The organism is Microbacterium sp. NPDC088619, assembly GCF_044752825.1.
Classification (GTDB): domain Bacteria; phylum Actinomycetota; class Actinomycetes; order Actinomycetales; family Microbacteriaceae; genus Microbacterium.
In genome coordinates, this window is sequence record NZ_JBIVLZ010000001.1 from 2,868,292 (window position 1) to 2,884,746 (window position 16,455).

At 68.6% G+C, this 16,455-nt stretch carries 17 protein-coding genes; 7 read left to right on the plus strand and 10 right to left on the minus strand.

Annotation, left to right across the window (positions count from 1 at the left end; all coding sequences use genetic code 11):
* Nucleotides 1-29: 29 nt before the first annotated feature.
* On the plus strand, nucleotides 30-860 hold the full coding sequence (locus ACIP5T_RS13865) for an NAD(P)-dependent oxidoreductase (protein ID WP_290161686.1): 831 nt from the start codon (nucleotides 30-32) through the stop codon (nucleotides 858-860).
* A gap of 111 nt (nucleotides 861-971) precedes the next feature.
* Here the strand turns inward: ACIP5T_RS13865 and ACIP5T_RS13870 are convergent, their stop codons facing one another.
* The 3 genes from ACIP5T_RS13870 to ACIP5T_RS13880 are packed head-to-tail and all read right to left on the minus strand — an operon-like array spanning nucleotide 972 to nucleotide 2,985.
* Nucleotides 972-1,721 (minus strand): sulfite exporter TauE/SafE family protein, encoded by a 750-nt coding sequence (locus ACIP5T_RS13870; protein ID WP_400864239.1) that lies wholly within the window; start codon nucleotides 1,719-1,721, stop codon nucleotides 972-974.
* A gap of 16 nt (nucleotides 1,722-1,737) precedes the next feature.
* Nucleotides 1,738-2,376 carry a bifunctional 4-hydroxy-2-oxoglutarate aldolase/2-dehydro-3-deoxy-phosphogluconate aldolase gene (locus tag ACIP5T_RS13875; protein ID WP_400864242.1) on the minus strand — a complete coding sequence of 213 codons (639 nt, stop codon included), beginning with the start codon at nucleotides 2,374-2,376 and terminating at the stop codon, nucleotides 1,738-1,740.
* Between the two features lie 54 nt (nucleotides 2,377-2,430).
* Nucleotides 2,431-2,985: a ribosomal protein L7/L12 gene (locus tag ACIP5T_RS13880; RefSeq protein ID WP_400864244.1), complete on the minus strand. Its 555-nt coding sequence runs from the start codon at nucleotides 2,983-2,985 to the stop codon at nucleotides 2,431-2,433.
* A 70-nt stretch (nucleotides 2,986-3,055) separates the two neighbouring features.
* On the opposite strand from ACIP5T_RS13880, the gene rlmN reads away from it, so the two are divergent.
* Complete coding sequence (gene rlmN, locus ACIP5T_RS13885; protein WP_400864247.1) at nucleotides 3,056-4,345, plus strand: 23S rRNA (adenine(2503)-C(2))-methyltransferase RlmN; 1,290 nt, start codon at nucleotides 3,056-3,058, stop codon at nucleotides 4,343-4,345.
* Here the strand turns inward: rlmN and ACIP5T_RS13890 are convergent.
* Nucleotides 4,294-4,956 carry an NAD(P)H-dependent oxidoreductase gene (locus ACIP5T_RS13890; RefSeq protein WP_400864249.1) on the minus strand — a complete coding sequence of 221 codons (663 nt, stop codon included), beginning with the start codon at nucleotides 4,954-4,956 and terminating at the stop codon, nucleotides 4,294-4,296. The two genes, rlmN and ACIP5T_RS13890, sit on opposite strands and share 52 nt — an antisense overlap.
* Before the next feature lie 66 nt (nucleotides 4,957-5,022).
* On the opposite strand from ACIP5T_RS13890, the gene ACIP5T_RS13895 reads away from it, so the two are divergent.
* Both ACIP5T_RS13895 and ACIP5T_RS13900 read left to right on the plus strand, forming a co-directional pair.
* On the plus strand, nucleotides 5,023-5,589 hold the full coding sequence (locus ACIP5T_RS13895) for a TetR/AcrR family transcriptional regulator (protein ID WP_400864251.1): 567 nt from the start codon (nucleotides 5,023-5,025) through the stop codon (nucleotides 5,587-5,589).
* 88 nt (nucleotides 5,590-5,677) lie between these two features.
* Nucleotides 5,678-7,303: a DUF4407 domain-containing protein gene (locus tag ACIP5T_RS13900; RefSeq protein ID WP_400864254.1), complete on the plus strand. Its 1,626-nt coding sequence runs from the start codon at nucleotides 5,678-5,680 to the stop codon at nucleotides 7,301-7,303.
* Nucleotides 7,304-7,321: 18 nt separating this feature from the next.
* Here ACIP5T_RS13900 and ACIP5T_RS13905 read toward each other — a convergent pair whose 3' ends face one another.
* On the minus strand, nucleotides 7,322-7,657 hold the full coding sequence (locus tag ACIP5T_RS13905; protein WP_400864256.1) for a hypothetical protein: 336 nt from the start codon (nucleotides 7,655-7,657) through the stop codon (nucleotides 7,322-7,324).
* Between the two features lie 19 nt (nucleotides 7,658-7,676).
* Between ACIP5T_RS13905 and ACIP5T_RS13910 the strand changes: the two genes are divergently transcribed.
* On the plus strand, nucleotides 7,677-9,185 hold the full coding sequence (locus tag ACIP5T_RS13910; RefSeq protein WP_400864259.1) for a PLP-dependent aminotransferase family protein: 1,509 nt from the start codon (nucleotides 7,677-7,679) through the stop codon (nucleotides 9,183-9,185).
* Between the two features lie 86 nt (nucleotides 9,186-9,271).
* The gene (locus ACIP5T_RS13915) at nucleotides 9,272-10,285 is read left to right on the plus strand and encodes an aldo/keto reductase family protein (protein WP_400864262.1); all 1,014 of its coding nucleotides are present in this window, start codon (nucleotides 9,272-9,274) and stop codon (nucleotides 10,283-10,285) included.
* A gap of 62 nt (nucleotides 10,286-10,347) precedes the next feature.
* Here the strand turns inward: ACIP5T_RS13915 and ACIP5T_RS13920 are convergent, their stop codons facing one another.
* Genes ACIP5T_RS13920 through ACIP5T_RS13935 form a run of 4 tightly spaced genes read right to left on the minus strand, consistent with a single transcriptional unit; the run spans nucleotide 10,348 to nucleotide 14,813 of the window.
* On the minus strand, nucleotides 10,348-11,253 hold the full coding sequence (locus ACIP5T_RS13920) for a carbohydrate ABC transporter permease (protein ID WP_400864265.1): 906 nt from the start codon (nucleotides 11,251-11,253) through the stop codon (nucleotides 10,348-10,350).
* Entirely contained in the window at nucleotides 11,250-12,200 is a 951-nt protein-coding gene (locus tag ACIP5T_RS13925) for a carbohydrate ABC transporter permease (RefSeq protein ID WP_400864267.1), read from the minus strand. The genes ACIP5T_RS13920 and ACIP5T_RS13925 overlap by 4 nt, the downstream gene beginning before the upstream one ends.
* Nucleotides 12,201-12,203: 3 nt before the next feature.
* Nucleotides 12,204-13,517: an ABC transporter substrate-binding protein gene (locus ACIP5T_RS13930; RefSeq protein WP_400864269.1), complete on the minus strand. Its 1,314-nt coding sequence runs from the start codon at nucleotides 13,515-13,517 to the stop codon at nucleotides 12,204-12,206.
* A 60-nt stretch (nucleotides 13,518-13,577) separates the two neighbouring features.
* On the minus strand, nucleotides 13,578-14,813 hold the full coding sequence (locus ACIP5T_RS13935; RefSeq protein WP_400864272.1) for an aminotransferase class V-fold PLP-dependent enzyme: 1,236 nt from the start codon (nucleotides 14,811-14,813) through the stop codon (nucleotides 13,578-13,580).
* Between the two features lie 164 nt (nucleotides 14,814-14,977).
* Between ACIP5T_RS13935 and ACIP5T_RS13940 the strand changes: the two genes are divergently transcribed.
* Nucleotides 14,978-15,694 carry a FadR/GntR family transcriptional regulator gene (locus ACIP5T_RS13940; RefSeq protein ID WP_400864275.1) on the plus strand — a complete coding sequence of 239 codons (717 nt, stop codon included), beginning with the start codon at nucleotides 14,978-14,980 and terminating at the stop codon, nucleotides 15,692-15,694.
* Between the two features lie 120 nt (nucleotides 15,695-15,814).
* On the opposite strand, the gene ACIP5T_RS13945 is transcribed toward ACIP5T_RS13940, so the two are convergent.
* Nucleotides 15,815-16,330 (minus strand): glycine cleavage system protein R, encoded by a 516-nt coding sequence (locus tag ACIP5T_RS13945; protein WP_400864278.1) that lies wholly within the window; start codon nucleotides 16,328-16,330, stop codon nucleotides 15,815-15,817.
* Nucleotides 16,331-16,455 lie beyond the last annotated feature (125 nt).

Here is a 16,455-nt window from a genome sequence, read left to right on the forward strand (position 1 = left end):
ACCCAAGCCCCACGCTTCAAGGAGCATCCATGTCACTGGCAGGCAAGACCATCCTCATGTCCGGCGGAAGCCGCGGCATCGGCCTCGCGATCGCGCTGCGCGCCGCGGCAGACGGCGCGAACATCGCGATGCTGGCGAAGACCGACACCCCGCATCCGAAGCTCGAAGGCACCGTGCACTCGGCGGCGGAGCAGATCAGGGCAGCCGGCGGCCAGGCGCTGCCGATCGTCGGCGACGTGCGCGACGACGACGACATCACAGAGGCCGTGATGAAGACGCAGGGCGAGTTCGGCGGCATCGACATCGTCATCAACAACGCCAGCGTCATCGACCTGTCGCGCTCGCTCGACCTCGGCGCGAAGAAGTACGACCTCATGCAGGACGTGAACGTGCGGGGAACCTTCATGCTTTCGCGCGCGGCCGTGCCGATCCTCAAGGATGCCGAGAACCCGCACATCCTGTCGCTGTCTCCGCCTCTGAACCCCACGCCGAAGTGGCTCGGGGCGCACACCGGATACACGCTCGCGAAGTTCGGCATGACGATGGTGACCCTCGGTCTCGCCGCGGAGTTCGCTCGTGACGGCATCGCCGCGAACACGCTGTGGCCGCGCACGACGATCGCGACCGCCGCGGTGCAGAACCTGCTCGGCGGCGACAAGGTCATGGCCGCGAGCCGGACGCCCGACATCTACGCCGACGCCGCCTATGCGGTGCTGCTCAAGCCTGCGGCGGAGTATACGGGCCAGACGCTCATCGTCGAGGACGTGCTCGAGGCCGATGGAGTGACCGACTTCTCGAAGTACGCCGCCGTGCCGGGAACGCCCGATGACCGGCTGTTCCCCGACATCTTCCTCGACTGAGGCGGGATCGCCGCTCGGAGAACGGAGACGGGATGCGCCGGGCACAGCGCGTCGTTCGACGACGCGCCGGATTGACCGCCTTACGTCTGGGTTTTCCCGAGGGATCGCGGGTCAGAACAGCAGGTAGACGGCCCCGGCGATCGTCAGCACGATCACGATGCGGTCGAACAGCACCTGGTTCATCCGCTTCGCGAGGCGAATGCCGACGAGTGCACCGATCACGACGAGCGGCGCCAGCACGGCATCCATCAGCAGCACGTGCCCCTCGAACAGGCCGAGGCCCGCGAGGAACGGGATCTTCACGAGGTTGATGATCGCGAAGAACCAGGCCGAGGTGCCGAGGAACACCTGCACCGGTGTGCGGGTCGCGAGGAAGTACATCGACATGACCGGTCCGCCGGCGTTCGCGACCATGGTGGTGAACCCGCCGAGCGTGCCGTAGACGCCCGAGAGCACGATGCCGCCGGGCGCGGGGGCCACGGCATCCGCCCTGTTCTGCCTCCATCGCCGCCACAGTGTCACCGCGATCATCGCGAGCAGGATCACGCCGATCGCGCGCCGGACTATCCCGTCGCCCGCGAGCGCGAGGAACGCGAACCCGGCGACGAGGCCGGCGATCACTGCCGGAGCAAGGCGCAGCAGGGTCGGCCAGTGCGCGTGGCGGCGGTAGGTGATGAGCGCGAACACGTCGCCGACGATGAGCAGCAGGAGCATCGCCGCGGTCGACGTGCGCGCGGGCAGCACGGTCGCGAACAGGGCGATCGCCAGGATGCTGCCGCCGGGCAGCGCGGTCTTCGAGATGCCGATCGTGACGGCGGCGAGGCCGAGCGCCGCCCACGCGAGGGGTGCGAGTTCGATCACCGGGTCATCGTCTGAGTCAGCCGCGGCTGGCGGCGAGTGCTGCAGCGAAGCGAGCCGAGCGCTGCTCGATGTCGGCCCAGTCGGAGGCCGCGAGCGATGCGCCGTTGGCGAGGTCGCCGCCGGCACCGACGGCGACGGCTCCGGCCCGGAACCACTCGGCGAGGTTGTCGGGGCTGACTCCGCCGGTCGGCATCAGCGGGGCGTCGGGGAAGGGCCCGCGCAGCGCGCCGAGATACGAGGGGCCGCCGAGCGAGGCGGGGAAGATCTTGACCACGTCGACGCCCAGTTCGAGCGCGCCCATGACCTCTGTGGGGGTCATGGCGCCGGTCATCACGACGCGGCCGGTGTCGAGCATCGCGCGTGTGAGTGGGGGAAGGGTGCCGGGGCTGACGAGGAACTCCGCGCCGGCGTCGGCTGCGAGCGCGGCCTGCTCGGCGGTGGTGACGGTGCCGGCGCCGATGTACGCGGCGTCGCCGTGGCGGGCGATCAGCTCACGGATCACCGCGGGGGCGTCGGGGGTCGAGAAGGTGACCTCGATGCCGGTCACACCGCCGCGGATGATGGCCTCTGATGCCTCGAGGGCGAGCTCGGGCGAGGGCGCGCGGAGCACGGCGAGGACACCGGTGGCGCGGGCACGGGCGAGACGGTCGGGCATCGGAGCTCCTTCAGTGGGGGGATCCCACCCATTCTCTCCGACCGCAACCTGTAACTACAACTGGCGTGGGCGCGGCCAGGCCTCGACGACGTCCTTCGATTCCCTGAGGCCCAGCCCCGTGTGTTCCCTCACGAGCTTGATCGCCTGGATCTTCTGGTCGGCGGACACGAGTCGATCGACCTCCGAGGCGACAGGCGTGCCGAGCGCTCCACGCACCGACGACGGCGTCGCGGTGATCGACGAGTGCACCGCCGAGGCGTTCGACACGGCCGCGAGATGCGGAGCCGTGGTGCTGACCGACCAGTGGTCGATCCGATCCTTGGCCTCCTGCAGGCGCACACCGGTGTGCTGCCGGTAGAGCTTGATGGCGTTGATCTTGTGTCCGGCTGCGACGAGCCGGTCGATCTCGGCGATCGCCGCGGGAGTCAGCTGAGACGCCGAAGCGGTCGACGTCGACGTGGAGGCCACCGAGCGAGCCATCGTCGGCGACGGGGTGAACACGTGGGGCTCGGGGGGCTGGGGGCGCATCGACCGCAGTGCGGCGCCGACGATCACCACGCCCACGACGACAGCTGCGATGACCGCGCCGACAGCGATGATGATGTCCATTCGCTCAGTCTAGGGATGCGCGTGCCGCCGCCCCAGGGCCTTCCCACCCGGCACCGCGTACCCTGGAGATATGACCGAGACTCCCCGCACGCGCGAGACGCGCCCCGCCACGGCACCCGCGTCGTCCCGTTCGGGGGCCGTCCGTTCCACCGGCACTGCGCAGGTTCGCCCTGCGACCGAGGGTTGGACCCAGCAGAAGGATGCCGAGGGGCGTCCGCTGCTGCAGTTCGCGAGCCCCAAGCGCGGCAAGCCGCCGGTGCACCTCGCCGACCTCACGCCCGCGGAGCGCGTCGAGAAGGTCAAGGAGCTCGGCCTGCCCGGATTCCGCGCGAAGCAGCTCTCGACCCACTACTTCCGGCACTACACGTCGGACGCCGCCGAGATGACCGACCTGCCCGCCGACACCCGCGAGCAGCTCGTCGCGGGCATGCTGCCGCCGCTGCTCACCGAGGTGCGTCGCCTCGAGACCGACCGCGGGGACACGATCAAGTTCCTGTGGCGTCTGCACGACGGCGCCCTGGTCGAGTCGGTGCTCATGCGCTACCCCGGCCGCATCACGCTGTGCGTGTCGTCGCAGGCCGGATGCGGCATGAACTGCCCCTTCTGCGCCACCGGCCAGGCGGGCCTCACGCGCAACATGTCGACCGCTGAGATCATCGAGCAGATCGTGCGCGCCAACCGGCTGATCGCCGAGGGCGGTCTGGGCGGCAAGAAGTCCGACGACCACTCGATGGAGCGCGTCTCGAACATCGTCTTCATGGGCATGGGTGAGCCGCTCGCCAACTACAAGCGCGTGATGGATGCCGTGCGCTCGATGGTCGCACCTCAGCCCGACGGTCTCGGCATGAGTGCTCGCGGCATCACGGTGTCGACGGTCGGTCTCGTGCCGGCGATCAAGAAGCTCGCCGACGAGGGGATCCCCGTCACCTTCGCGCTCTCGCTCCACGCACCCGACGACCACCTGCGCGACGAGCTGATTCCGGTCAACTCGCGCTGGAAGGTCGACGAGGCACTCGACGCCGCCCGCTACTACTACGAGAAGACGGGTCGCCGCGTCTCGATCGAGTACGCCTTGATCAAGGACATGAACGACCACGCGTGGCGCGCCGACCTGCTGGCCGACAAGCTCAATGAGCGTGGGCGCGGGTGGGTGCACGTGAACCCGATCCCGTTGAACCCGACCCCCGGCTCGATCTGGACCTCGTCGACCCGTGAGGCCCAGAACGAGTTCGTGCGCCGACTCAATGACGCCGGCATCCCGACGACCCTCCGCGACACCCGCGGCAAGGAGATCGACGGAGCCTGCGGTCAGCTCGTCGCGACGACCGAGGATGAGGCGGCGTCCGCCGCCATGGCCTGAGACTCCTGACGCTCCGCGGGCCCGGAGGGGTTGCGCGGCGATCTGTCGCGGACGCCGTCTCGGCGGCCCAGGGACTCGGCGCGACTCAGCCATGAGGCGATGCGCTCGGGGCTCGCATCCTTGACGCCCAGCATCCGGGTGGTGCGCACTGAGCGGACGCCGCAGAACCGCAGCGTCCCACGGGCGACGTGCGTCTGCGCAGGCAGACCGGTGAAGGGCGTGAGGAACCACGGGGTGTCGCCGAGCAGGAACAGCCGACCGTTGCGCGCGGGCAGCAGTCCCTCGACGAGCCCGAGCTTCGAGTAGCGGTACTCCTGCTGCGGCAGCAGCGCCCGATCGAAGAAGCCCTTGAGCAGCGCGGGCACCGAACCCCACCAGAGCGGCGTGAACACCACGACCGTGGCGGCCTCGGCGAGGGCGCGCTTGGCGTCGATCAGGTCGGGCTCGAGCTCCATGCGCTGGCGGTAGCCGAAGCGCAGTGACGGATCGAACTCGAGATCGCGCAGAGCGAGGATGCGCGCATCTCCGTGCGCTGCGGCATAGCGCCGGGCGAGCTCGGCGGTGAGGGAGCGGGCGTCGGGGTGGCCGTCGATGATCAGCGCGGAAGACATGAGGACTCCTATGTTGACAGTGTCAAGAACTGGTGGACACTGTCAAGATAGGCAACAATGTTGCTTGTGTCAAGTTCTCGATCGGGATATCACCACGGCGATCTCCCCCACGCCCTCGAGGCCGCCGCGATGCAGCTGCTCGCCGATAAACCCGCGGGCGAGATCAGCCTGCGCGAGGTCGCGCGCGCTGCCGATGTGAGCCACAACGCGCCGTACCACCACTTCTCCGACCGTCGGGGATTGCTCAAGGTGCTCGCCGAGCGGAGCATGGCCGACCTCGTGGCCGCAGTGCGTGACGCGATCGCGGCGGCACCCGACCCGGCATCCGCGGTGATCGAGGGCGGTGCCGCGTACATCCGCTACGCGGTCGAGCATCCGAACGGCTTCGACGTGATCTACGACCCCACGGTGTGCATCCCCGGCGAGCCGAGCGAGACCATGGCGCCGCTGATCGCCGAGCTCGAAGAGCTGCTGTCTGCAGCATCCGTCTCCGCCGGGCTAGACGAACAGAGCGTCACCGGCGTGTGGGGCCTCGTGCATGGCCTCGCGACGCTGTGCGCAGCCGGACATTTCACGCTCGATGACGCGCTCGCCGCTGGTGCCGATGCGCTCTCCCGCATGCTCCCGAGCTGACCGTCAGACGCGTGCGAGCGGCCCTGCAGAGGCGGAAACACAGGGTTCGTGCACGTTTTCCACAGGCGACCTTTCGTAGATTGTCGGAATGCCCTATTCCGCTCACCGCCCCGGACGGTTCGATTCGCAGGGTCGGATCATCCTCGACAGCGACCCGAACGCTGACACGGACGACCTCGACTTCCTGCGTGCGTACGAGCCCACCGGCGCCGATCTGCAGGCGCCGGAGTCGGTCGACCCCACGCCGGACGCAGAGGGCGGGCAGGATGCCACGGCACCCGCCGAGCCCGTGCGCGAGCCGAAGCCCCGTCGCCAGCCGCGTGAGCGTGCGCCGCGCGTGCCGGGTTCGCGTCTTCGCAAGCTCGCGATCCTCGGTGGTGCCGACGGCGAGATCCTCGACCGGGTTCCCGGCGAGACCCCTCGTTTTGTGCAGATGTTCTTCGTGCTCGCCGGCACCGCGCTGGTCTCGGCGATCTCGATGCTGTTCGCGCTGACCACCGGAGTGCAGGCTGCGATCTGGCTGGCCGTGCCGCTGGCGGTCGTGTGGGCGCTGATCATCTTCAACCTCGACCGATTCCTGACCTCGACCATGACGTCGACGCGCAACGTCTGGAAGCTCATCGGGCTCGCGATCCCGCGTGTGATCATGGCGGCGATCATCGGCTTCGTCGTCGCCGAGCCGCTCGTGCTGCAGATCTTCCACAACGACATCGCTCGCGAGGTCGCCGCGACGAACATCACGCAGGCGCAATCCGACCAGGAGGCTCTGGAGACGGGCCCCGAGAAGAAGGCGCTCGACGCGGCATCCGATCGGGTCGCCACGCTCGAGAACCAGGCGGCCACCGGCGTCGTGGCCGGCACCGACTCGTCGTCGGCGAGCGAATCCGCCGCTCAGGCGACGGTCGACGATCTGACCACCAAGATGACAGACCAGCAGGCCGTCATCGACCAGGCGCGCATTCTGTACCAGTGCGAGCTCACGGGTGAAGGTGCAGGCACGGTTCCCGGGTGCACCGGCGTGAACGGCGAGGGCGCGAGCTCCGATGCCGCCCAGGCCCAGCTCGCCGAGGCGCAGCAGACCTACGATGCGCTCGCCGCGCAGCTGCGCACCGCCAACGAGGAGCTCGCCGCGGCAGGCACCGCCGCGAAGGAGAACACCAGCACGTCGGAGGCGCAGAACCGCGAGGAGGCGCAGTCGCAGCTGCCCGCCGCGCGCGACAGCTATGACGCCGCGCTCGACGCGTACAACGCACGGGCCGAATCCGTGGCGTCCGGCAATGCGGGAGCGATCGGTCTGCTGAGCCAGATCAGCGGACTCAACCGGCTGAGCGAGAAGGAGCCGACGATCCTGTGGGCGCACATCCTGATCGCCGCGCTGTTCTTCATGATCGAGTTGCTTCCGGTGCTCGTGAAGGTGCTCACCTCCTACGGCGACCCGTCGCTCTACGAGAAGGCCGCCGCGATCCGCAGGCAGGTCGCACTCGACAAGGTCACGGCCGAGGGCTTCCGCGACCGTGCGGCGATCGTGACCGTGCAGTCCCAGGGGATCCAGGCGGATGCCGGATCAGGCGAACCGCAGACGCGGGCCGAGCGCAAGGAGGCCGAGCAGGCGGCGCAGGAGCGGGCGCAGGCCGAGGAGCGCGAGCTCGCGGAGAAGCGTGCGCAGGCTCAGACGCTCGCGGAGCAGGAGCAGCTGGTCGAGCCCCGGGTCTGACCTTCCGGTTGGATCGTCTCAGGCCACGCGGCGCGGCAGGCGTGCCGCGAGGTCGCGGATCCGCACCTGCTCGACGGGTCTCGAGATCCGCGACGACGGGGAGAGCACGTCGATGATCCGGAGATCGCCCTGCGTGTGCACAGCGGCGGCGAGTGAGCGGATCAGTGCGACCGTCGACGGCTCACCCTTCCAGGTGGCGCCGGTCAGCGCTGTCTCGACGCGCATCAGCGACCCGCGGAGCGCCGGGTCATGCTGGCGTGAGTCCTCTGAGAGCCACGCGACGAGCTCGCTGATGGTCCAATCGGGCGATATTGGTTCAAGATCCTGAGGTTCGATGGCGATTGGCTGGGTCATTGGTCCAGAATCGGATGCCATGAGCGTCATCGACAGAGCCAATGGCGGGCCAGTGGCCCAACGATCGGACGAGGGGTTCGCGCCCCTCGCGCCGCTCGTGCGGGCGGGCGAGGTGTCGGCGGAGGGCCTGGCTGCTCGACTCGGTCGATGGACGCAGGGAGAGGGCACCCTGGCGGCGCGGCTGTCCGAGGGCGTGGCCGCCCTCATCTCGGGTGGCGAACTGCGAGCGGGCGACCGGCTTCCGGCGGAGCGCGCGTTCGCCGCAGCGAGCGCGGTGTCGCGGGGGACGGTCGTCGCGGCCTACGCGGACCTCGCCGAGCGGGGACTCGTCGACCGCCGCCAGGGCAGCGGCACGCGCGTCACCGGAATCGCGACGCCGGCGATCGCGTCGGTGCAGCGACCGGGGCGTGGAGAGGCGCTCTTCTCGGCGTCACCGAACGCGATCGATCTGCTGCGCACCGTGCCGCAGCTCTCCGATCTCGCCGTCCAGCTGATCCGCGAGCACCAGCCGCGGCTCGAACTCGCGCTGCTCCCCGAGACCGACCCCGCCGGACTGCCGGCGCTCCGCGAGCTGATCGCCGAGATGTACGGTGCGGAGGGCACGCCGACCACGCGCGAGCAGATCCTGGTGACCCACGGCGCGCAGCAGGCGATCAGCCTGGTGATCAATGCGCTGGTCAGCCCCGGCGATGTGGTCCTCGCCGAGGAGGTGACGTGGCCGGGCGTCACCGACTCGGTCGGTCTTCGCGGAGGCATCGTGCACGGCATCCCGATGGGGGATGACGGGCTCGATGTCGATGCGCTCGAGGTCGCGATCGCCCGGCTGCGGCCCGTCGCCATCGCGCTGAACCCGCACCACCAGAACCCCACCGGCACACGACTTCCTGCGGACACACGACATCGTGTGGCCGAACTGGCCGCGCAATACGGCGTGCCCGTCATCGAAGACAGGGTGGTCGCGGGCATCTCATTCGACGGCGTCGTGCCTCCGACGCTGGCGGCGGAACGTGCCGATGCCCCGATCATCGTCGTCGAGTCGGTGTCGAAGTGGGCGTGGGCTGGTCTGCGGATCGGCTGGCTGCGGGCCGACCCCGTTCTGGTGCGCAGACTGCGCGCGGCGCGACAGCTCGCCGACCAGTCGACGAGTGTGCCTGGTCAGCTCCTCGCCCTCGACCTGCTGGCGAGGGCGGTCGATCTGCGTACCGCGACCAGCCGCATCCACGGTGAGCGTCTGAGGCTCGTGCGGTCGCTGCTGGCCGAGCACGTGCCCGACTGGCGCTGGGCCGAGCCTCGCGGTGGACTCTCACTCTGGGCGGCGCTGCCAGTGGGGTCGGCCAGCGCCTTCGCCAGGATCGCCGCCGTGCACGGGGTGTCTATCGCCGGAAGCGCGGCGTTCGCGGCATCCGTCCTGCCGGACGACCACATTCGCATCCCGTTCACGGCGCCCGACGAGGTCCTGACGGAAGGGGTGCGCCGCCTCGGTGTCGCGTGGCGGGAGTATCGGGATGCTCTCGGCGACCGCCGCTAGCGTGAGCCCGCTCCTGACACCTGCTGTTCTGAGACCGGTCACGGTGATCGGGCCCCGGTGTCGGCGACGGCCGGTAGCGTTGTCGCATGGTCAACTATCGCTATCTCGGCAACAGCGGTCTCAAGGTCTCTGAGATCACCTACGGCAACTGGGTCACGCACGCTTCGCAGGTCGGCGACGACGCCGCTGTCAAGACGGTGCACGCGGCGCTCGACGCCGGCATCACCACATTCGACACGGCAGACACCTATGCGAACACCGCCGCGGAGGTCGTGCTCGGCAAGGCCCTCGAAGGACAGCGCCGCGAAGGGCTCGAGATCTTCACGAAGGTCTACTTCCCCACAGGTCCCAAGGGCCCGAACGACACCGGACTGAGCCGCAAGCACATCCTCGAGTCGATCAACGGCTCGCTCACGCGACTCGGCACGGACTACGTCGACCTCTACCAGGCGCACCGCTTCGACTACGAGACCCCGCTGGAGGAGACGTTCCAGGCGTTCGCCGATGTGGTCCGTCAGGGCAAGGCGCTCTACATCGGCGTCTCGGAGTGGACGGCGGAGCAGCTGCGCGACGGTCATGCGCTCGCGAAGCAGCTCGGCGTGCAGCTCATCTCGAACCAGCCGCAGTACTCCATGCTGCACCGCGTGATCGAGGGCAAGGTCGTGCCGGCGTCCGAAGAACTCGGCATCTCGCAGATCGTCTGGTCGCCGATGGCCCAGGGCGTCCTGTCGGGCAAGTACCTGCCCGGCCAGCCGGTGCCCGAGGGCTCCCGTGCGACCGACCCGCACAGCGGCTCGGAGTTCATCAAGAGCTTCCTGCAGGATGACATCCTCACCGCGGTGCAGAAGCTCAAGCCGATCGCCGAAGAGGCGGGCCTGTCGATGCCGCAGCTCGCGATCGCATGGGTGCTGCAGAACCCGAACGTCGCGGCGGCCCTGGTCGGCGCCTCGCGCCCCGAGCAGCTCGCCGACACGGTCAAAGCCTCTGGTGTGACGCTCGACGCCGACACGCTCGCTGCGATCGACGCCGCGCTGGGCGACACGGTCAACCGCGACGCCGAGGCCACGTACTCGGTCTCGCCGAAGGCGCGCCTGGTCTGACCGCCGCATGACGAAGGCCGCCGTTCCTCCCGAACGGCGGCCTTCGTCATGCGCCGGAGCGCCTACTCCTTGACGGCCCCGGCTGTCAGCCCCTGCACGATCCAGCGGCTCGCGAGAGCGAACATCACCATGGTCGGCAGGATCGTCAGCACGGCTGCGGCGCTCATCGAGCCCCAGTCGATGTTGAATGTCGAGATGAAGCCGTTCAGCGCCGACGGCACCGTGCGGTTGGCATCGGTGTTCATCAGCACGACCGACAGGAACAGCTCGTTCCAGCAGTTGACGAAGTTGAAGATGAACGCCGCGATGATGCCCGGGGTCATCACCGGGACGAGCACGCGGAACAGGGCGCCGAAGCGCGAGCATCCGTCGATCATCGCCGCCTCTTCGAGCGCGTCGGGGACATTCTCGAAGAAGCCGCGGAGCATGACCGTGGAGAACGGGATGCAGACCGCGATGTACACGAGGATCAGGCCGGGCTTGGTGTCGACCAGGCCCAGGTCGGTCATCATCGAGTACAGCGGCCCGAGCGCGATGAACGCCGGGATCATCTGCGTGAGCAGGAACGCGACCAGCACCGTTCCCTTGCCGCGGAACTCGAACCGGGCGATCACGTAGGCACTGAGCAGCGCGATCAGCGTCGCCACCGCGCCCGCGATCGTGGCCACGATCGCGGAGTTCGCGAGGAAGACCCCGAACGAGCTCTGCTGGAACAGGCTGACGTAGTTGTCGAACGAGGGCTCTGACGGCCAGTACTCGATCGGGAACGAGTTGATCGTGCCCGGCGACTTGAACGACGTCAGCGCGATCCAGTACAGCGGGAACAGCGTGACGACGAGCCAGAGGGCGAGTCCGACGACGCGCACGACGCCGCCGACCGACACCGTGCGCTTCGGGCGGGGTGCCTTCGCGATGTCGGGAACGGTGAGACGCCGGGTCTCGGTGACTGTTGTGCCGGTGATGGTCATCGCTGCACCTTCCGCATCGCCATCAGGTAGAACGCGCAGAACACGAACAGGAACGCGACCACGATGAGCCCGATCGCGCTCGCGATGCCGTAGTTGCCCTGCTGTGTGTAGTTGATCATCCACGTGGTGATGATGTGCGTCTGGTTCGCCGGCCCGCCGTTCGTCATCGCGTAGATGATGTCGGGGAAGTTGAAGATCCAGATGATGCGCAGCAGGATCGTCAGCAGCAGCGTCATCGAGATGTACGGGATGATGATCGAGAACAGCTGGCGCACCTTGCCTGCACCGTCGAGGCTGGCGGCCTCGAGCATCTCGTCAGGCACCGACTGGAGCGCTGCGAGGATCATGATCGCGAAGAACGTCACGCCGTACCAGATGTTCGCCACGATGACCGCGAACATCGCGAGCTTCGGATCCGCCAGCCAGGGGAGCGGGGCGTCGATCAGGCCCGCCTTCATGAGCAGGTCGTTGACGACGCCGAACTCGGCGTTGAACATCCAGCGGAACAGCATGCCGATCAGGAAGCCGGAGACGGCCCACGGGAAGAACACGAGCGCCTGGTAGAGCCCGCGGAAGCGGAACCGCTTGCGCAGCGCGAGGGCGATCAGGAAGCCGATCACGAGCTGCGGCACGAGTGAGCCGACGACCCAGAGGACGGAGTTCCAGGCGACGACCGGGAAAGCCGGGTCCTGGAAGACGGTGAGGAAGTTGTCGAAGCCCACCCACGGGGTCGAGGTGAGATCCCACAGGTTCCAGTCGTGGAAGGCCATGCGTGCGCCCTGCAGCATGGGCCAGTAGGTGAACCAGCACACGAACACGATCGCCGGGGCCATGAAGGCCAGCAGCGTCAGCGCGTGGCGGCCACGGAAGGGGCGGCGCCGGCGGGATGCCGGGGAGGCCCCGCCGGCGGTGCCGACGGAGCCCCCTTCGAGTGTGGTCCGGGTCACGGATCAGCCCTTTTCCGCAGCGTACTTCTCGGTCCAGAACGTGTCCCACGACTCGAGCAGCTCGCTGGTCGACATGTTGCCGAGCAGCACGTTCTGCACGTCCTGGTCGGACTTCTGGATCCACTCGGTCCACCAGCTGACGCCACGAGGCTGCTTGACGTTGACGTACGTCTCGGGGTCTTCGGTCATCGTGACGTAGCTCGTCCACGGGCCGGACGAGTAGAACTCGTCGTCTGCGGCCTCCGAGATGATCGGCACGAGGCTGTTGGCCTGTGCGAACTCGGTCGCGGGCTCGGCCGACGAGAGGAACTCGACGAGCTTGACCGCGGCATCCTGGTGCTCGCTGTTCTCGGCGACGCCCCAGCCGGCGACGGCCAGCGGCTGTGCGGCCTTGCCCGAGGGGCCGACGAGCAGCGGAGCGGTGTCCCACTGGTCCTCGGTCAGCGACGAGTCCTGCACGGTGGCGATGACCTCGGGGTCCTGCAGCAGGAACGCCGTGGTGCCGTTGGTGAAGCCGGCGACCATCTCGGGGTAGCCCCACGAGACGGCGGAAGGCGGCGAGGCCTCCTTGAACAGGTCGAAGTAGTCGTCGACGGCCTCCTGCGCCTCGGGGGCGGCGAAGATCGTCGAGCCGTCCTCCATCAGGAACGCGTCATCGACGTCGAGGCCGTCGATCGTGTACGCCTCGATCGCGGCGACGACGTTGCTGTTCGCGTTCGCACCGCCGCGGAACGCGTAGCCGTAGATGTTGTTCGAGGGATCCTGGATGGCGCTGGCCTGCTCGAGCAGGTCCTTCCAGCTGTGCGGCGGGCCGTCGAAGCCCGCCTCCTCGACCAGGTCGGTGCGGTAGAAGAGCGACAGGCCGTAGAAGCCGTACGGCACGAAGTAGCTCTTGCCGTCGGTGGCCACCGACGCGGCCTGCGCGTTGTCGGTCAGGGCGTCCCAGCCGTCCCACTTCTCGAGGTCGCCCGAGATGTCGTGCAGCCAGCCGTTGTTCGCGAACGGGCCGACGGTGATGTCGCGCACCTCGAGCACGTCGACGCCCTTGCCCGACTGCAGCATCTGCTGGATCTTCGCGTCGGCCTGCTCGGTCGGCGGCGAGACCAGCGTGACCTTGATGTCGGGGTTCTCCTTCTCGAAGTCGTCGAGGAGCCCGCGGAGCAGGTCGGTGCGTGCAGGGTTGGTCAGGCTCTCGACCATCTGCAGGGTGACCGTGCCGTCGGCGGAGTCGCCGCCGCCTGCGGAACAGCCGGTGAGCGCGAGTGCGGCGACGGTGCCGATTCCCGCGGCGGTCGTCAAGATTCTGTTCTTCTTCACGAGGTGCCTCTCAGTTGGTGATGGTTGTGGGTCGGGTGGTGGGTGGAGTGGGTGGTCGGGTCAGGAGACGATGATCGAGTCGGGGGTGCGGATGCCGGCTCGGCGGAGGATCTGCGGGATGCAGCGCTCGACGAAGGCCTCGAAGTCCGAGGCCTCGGTGTAGAGGTGCGCCGACAGGCGGAAGTAGCCGATGCCTCGGAAGCTGGTGAACGCGGTCTCGACGCCGGTCTCGTCGAGCAGATCCATGCGCAGAGCGTCGGCCTCTTCACGGGTGGAGCCGAGTCCGAGCGGCAGGCGCACGAGCCGCATCGACGGCACGGGGGAGGGCAGTGGCGTCAGGGGGTCTTCGTCGCCATAGGGGCGCAGACCCTCGGCGATGATCTCGGCTCCGGCATCCGCCATCTCCGCCATCGCCCGGCGGGCGTTGTGCCAGCCGAACTCGGCCTCGATGAACTCGATCGAGGCCGGAGTCGCAAGATAGGTCGTCGCGTCGATCGTGCCCTGGGTGTCGAAGCGCTCGGGGTAGGGCTCGTTCGCCGACCACGAGTCGATGAGCGGCCACAGGTCGTCGCGGTCGGGTGCGTTCGTGACCAGCAGTGCCGAGCCGCGCGGGGCGCACGGCCATTTGTGCAGGTTGCCGAACCACCAGTCCCCGCCGGCGACTGCCGCGGCGTCGGCGACGAGACCGGGGGCGTGGGCGCCGTCGACGAGCGTGCGGATGCCGCGCTCGGCGGCGAGCTCGGCGATGCGGCGGGTGGGCAGCATGCGGGCGGTGGGCGAGGTGATCTGGTCGACCACGATCAGGCGGGTGCTCGGGGTGAGCGCGTCGGCGAAGCGCTGCACGACCTCGTCGTCGGAGGCGAGCAATGGCAGCTCGACGGCGCGGACGGATGCTCCGAAGCGGCGGGCCAGGCGCTGCGCGCCCATCGTGATCGCGCCGTAGCCCTGGTCGGTGACGAGGATCTCGTCGCCGTGCTCGAGGTGCATCGCGTTGTAGACGACGGTGGCGGCGGCCGACGCGTTCGGCACGAAGACGCTGTCTTCGGCGTGGGCGCCGAGGAAGGGGGCGGTGCTCTCGCGGGCGGCGCGCACTCGCTCGGCGATGCGCGGGAACCACTCGACCGGGCTGAGGTCGGCCCGGCGCCGCAGCGCATCCTGCTGCTCGACGACCGCGGTGGGGACCGCGCCGAACGAGCCGTGGTTCAGGTGGATCACGTCGGGATCGAGCGGCCACGCATCACGGGCTCGGATGCCGGAGTTCAGCGTGAGCGGTGCGGGGAAGAGTGGTGCGGGCATCGGTCCTCGTCGGTGCAGTGGGGGAGTTGTTGCACAACTTTGCCACAGAGGTTCCGATATGGCTATGGAAAGGCAAAGATGAAACATAGTTGTCATACGAATTTGATGAAGAGCGCGCGTCAGACAGACTCGCAGGGGAGTGGCCGGTGTCAGAGAGGATCACGATGAGCGCTTTGGATACGGCTCTGCACGGGCTGCGTGCGCTGATCGCCGACGGCGCGCTGCGCCCCGGCGACCGTCTGCCCAGCGAGGGCGAGCTGTGCGAGATGCTGGGCGTCTCGCGAGGATCGCTGCGCGAAGCCATCCGCATGCTGGCCGCACTCGGGGTGCTCGAGACCCGCCACGGCTCCGGCAGCTACGTGAGCGAACTTCGCGCCGCCGACCTGATCGGCAGCCTCTCGCTGACGGTCGGGCTGCTGCCGATGGCGGGAGTGCTCGAACTGACGGAGCTGCGCCGGGTGCTCGAGCCGCACGCCGCCGCGCTCGCCGCCGCGCGCATCGACTCCGCGACGATCGAGGAGCTCAGCGGTGTGCTCGACGAGATCGAGGCGAGCGACGACTTCGAAGACCACTCGCGCCTCGACCACGCCTTCCACATGACCATCTCGGAGGTCGCCGGCAACGACGCGCTCACCAGCCTGATCGACGTGCTGCGCTCACGATCGCGGGCGTATCGGATTCCCGATGCCGGCGACGCCGCCGAGCTCAAGCTGCACTCGGACGCGGGGCACCGGGCTATCCTTCGCGGACTCGCCGCCGCGGATCCGGTCGCGGCATCCGCTGCGGCATCCGCTCATGTGGCACAGACCGAGTACTGGGTACGGCGGTACACCGAGACGGATATGCGCGCCGAAGGGTCGTCCGTCGATCGCCCTGAGTGACGACGATCGCCGTCTCATCTCGCCCGTTCTGCACAGTTCGCCTCGGTCTGCACAGGCTTGCGGTCGCCTCGGGGGCCGTGCGGGGCGCTGTGTGCGTATCGGGCGGAGGGGACGCCGCGGTCAGGCGAGGGTGATGTCGACCTGGATCTCGGTGGCGATCCGCTCCAGGTCATGGCGCAGGGCGTCGAGATCGACTGATGAGGGAACCCGGGCGATCACCGACGCCTCGAACAGGCGTCCCCCGGCCATCGCGGCATCCCGGGTCTCGGTCGCCAGCTCTTCGATGCTCAGGTCATGCGCGCTCAGCACGTTCGACACCTCGCGGACGATGCCCGAGCGGTCGTTGCCGAGCACCCGGATCTCGAGAACCTGATCCTCGGCGTCGGCATCTGCCGCAGAACCGGTCAGCACGGCGAGGGTCAGCAGGCCCTGCCCCTGCAGGCCGCGCAACGCATCCTGCAGTTCGGCTGTGCGCTCCGCGGCGACCGACACCTCGATCACGCCGGCGAAGGTTCCGGCGAGTTCGGCCAGCGAGCTGTTCTCCCAGTTGCCGCCATGGGCATCGACGACATCGGCGACGGCAGCGACGAGACCGGGGCGATCAGCACCCGCGACAGTGAGGATGAGAGTAGTCATGCGGCCAGCGTAGCCGGAGGGTCTCGGCGCGCGACGTGCCACAACTCCGGATATCGGTGTCGCTCGGTCCCGAGGAAGCGTGTTCTCCGAGGTGACCTGTCCGGATCTCCGGAGTCATGGAAACT